Origin of the sequence: Micromonospora sp. H61 (assembly GCF_018070325.1) — a bacterium.
In the GTDB taxonomy this organism is placed as follows: domain Bacteria; phylum Actinomycetota; class Actinomycetes; order Mycobacteriales; family Micromonosporaceae; genus Micromonospora; species Micromonospora salmantinae.
The window spans coordinates 1-2,413 of record NZ_JAGPXY010000184.1 but is presented as its reverse complement, the minus strand read 5'-3'; the positions used below and the strand labels follow the sequence as shown (position 1 = coordinate 2,413).

Annotated in this window: 2 protein-coding genes; both read left to right on the top strand. The window is 66.3% G+C overall.

What is annotated here, in order from left to right:
• The first annotated feature begins 278 nt into the window (after positions 1-278).
• The gene (gene gap, locus KBX08_RS32935) at positions 279-1,280 is read left to right on the top strand and encodes a type I glyceraldehyde-3-phosphate dehydrogenase (RefSeq protein WP_210787657.1); all 1,002 of its coding nucleotides are present in this window, start codon (positions 279-281) and stop codon (positions 1,278-1,280) included.
• A gap of 228 nt (positions 1,281-1,508) precedes the next feature.
• Positions 1,509-2,378, top strand: coding sequence for a DNA-3-methyladenine glycosylase (locus KBX08_RS32930; RefSeq protein ID WP_210787656.1), 870 nt, complete (start codon positions 1,509-1,511; stop codon positions 2,376-2,378).
• The last annotated feature ends 35 nt before the right edge of the window (positions 2,379-2,413 follow it).

Genomic DNA, 2,413 nt, shown 5'->3' with positions numbered 1-2,413 from the left:
CACGATCGCTGTCGCATTGCTGAACGCCGACAAGATCGGCTTAGGGCTGGTTCTGGGCGTTGTCACGTTGATCTCTGTCCGCTACTGCGCGCGTCGCTGCGCCGACAAGTACCTGAGCGACCTGAATCCGGAGCACGGCGACCGAATGGACTAGCTGGCACCCCCGGGTGCCAGATGATCACGACACGCCCCGACCGGCGCCGGCGACTGCCTTACATCCTTCACCGGCAGGTACGCGCGGAACGAAACCCAATGAACCTAGAGGAAGGTGGTCTGAGATGCCGAACGTGGCGATCAACGGGCTGGGCCGCATCGGCCGTGCGGCGTTGAGGATCCTGCTGGACGCCGACGGGTTGAACCTCGTCGCGGTCAACGATGTCGCCGACGTCGACAACCTGGCCTACCTGCTCAGGTACGACACCGTCTACGGCCGCTACCACCGCCGGGTCAGGACCGAAGACGGGGCGCTGCTCGTCGACGGTCGACGGATCGCGACGTTCACCGAACGCGACCCGGCGAAGCTGCCGTGGGCCGACCTCGGCGTCGACCTGGTCCTGGAATGCACCGGCGTCTTCAAAACCGAGGACGAGCTGAAGAAGCACCTGCAAGCCGGCGCCTCCTTCGTGATCCTGTCCGCCCCGACATCGTCGGAGGCGGTACCCACCGTGGTGCACGGCGTGAACCGTCCCGACGGCGCACCACAGATCGTTTCCTGCGCCAGCTGCACCACCAATTGCATCACCCCGGTCATCGAAATCGCTCACCGTCACATCGGTGTCCAACGGGCGGTGATGACGACCATCCACGCCTACACCGCCGGCCAACAGCTGGTCGACGGCCCCGCCAAGAGCTTCCGGCGCGGTCGGGCCGGGGCCGCTAACCTCGTGCCGACCTCGACCGGGGCGGCCCGGGCGACCACCCGCGCGGTACCCGAGCTGGCCGACAGGTTCGACGGCATCGCGGTACGCGCACCGATCCCGGTCGGGTCGGTCGCCGACATCGTGTTTGTCGCGAGCCGGCCGACCACCGTTGAGGAAGTCAACGCCGCGTTCCGGCAAGAGGCCACCGACGAGCGCTACCGCGGCATTCTCGGTGTCTCGCAGGATCCTCTGGTCTCCGCCGACATCGTCGGAGATTCACGCGCCGCTGTCATCGACCTGGACCTGACCCGCGTCGTGGACGGCACGCTGGTCAAGGTGATGGCCTGGTACGACAACGAATGGGGCTTCACCCACCAGATGATCCGCGAGGCCCGCAGCACACTCGGTGTAGCCGCATGATGCTCGCCGACCGGACGTGCGGTGTTCCGTGACGCATTCCCTCCCGGAACATCCCGGACGACCTTTGCAGCGCGGGTCGCCGATGGTCGGGCGGTTCCGGCTCACCGCAGCCGTCCCCGGGCCGTCACCAGAACGGGTACGCCGCGCCCGCCGCTACAGTATTTGAGACCGGATATGGCACAAGCCACGATTGTTCTGCCTGCACCCTCTCCATTTCGGCTGGATCTGATGGCCTGGGCGTTGCGACGACGCTGGAAGAACACCGTCGACCGGTGGGACGACGGCCAGTACAGCCGCGTCATCATCGCCGACGGACACCCCGCACGGCTGACAGCCGTTCAGGCGACGACCGGCGTCCAACCGACGCTGATGGTCACCGTGGAATCGGCAACACCCATCAGCGAGCGGGCCTTGAACGAGGCCGGCCTGCTCGTCCAGAAGATGTTCGGGCTAGCGGTCGATCTGCGGCCCTTCTACGAGCTCGCCGATGACGACCCTGCCATCGGTCCGCTGGTGCAGCGGTTCCGCGGGCTGCGCCCGCCTCGCTTTCCGACCGTCTTCGAGGGACTGGTCAATGCGATCGCCTGCCAGCAGGTGACCCTGGATCTGGGGATCATCGTGTTGAACCGGTTGTCGCAGCGATTCGGGCCGCACCTTGTTGATCACGATGGTGTGCGGCACGCGTTCCCCGCAGCGACCGACCTGGCCGACGTGGGCGAGGAAGCGATTCGCGAGCTCGGGTTCAGCCGCCAGAAGGCGCGGGCGATCCAGCAGCTCGCCGTCCATGTCGTCGACACGAGTGTGGATCTGGAGCGGCTTGAGGGCTTGAACAACGACCAGGCTGTCGCCGCGCTGTCGCGCGTGCACGGCATCGGCCGGTGGTCCGCGGAGTATGTACTGCTGCGAGGACTCGGAAGGCTGGACACCTTCCCGGGCGACGACGTCGGGGCGCAGAACAACCTGCAACGGTTGTTCCACCTCGCCGGCAAGCCGACCTACGATCGTATCCAGCAGTTGACATCTCCGTGGCGTCCCTACGAGGGCCTCGTCTACTTTCACCTGCTACTGGACAAACTGCGCGCGAACGGCGCGTTATGACCCCTGCCGCCACGCAGCTGACCAGCCGAGACTGC

Bases quoted from the DNA above. Each gene is read 5' to 3' on its own strand.
- gap (WP_210787657.1), top strand. From the start codon at position 279: ATGCCGAACGTGGCGATCAACGGGCTGGGCCGCATCGGCCGTGCGGCG.
- KBX08_RS32930 (WP_210787656.1), top strand. From the start codon at position 1,509: ATGGCCTGGGCGTTGCGACGACGCTGGAAGAACACCGTCGACCGGTGG.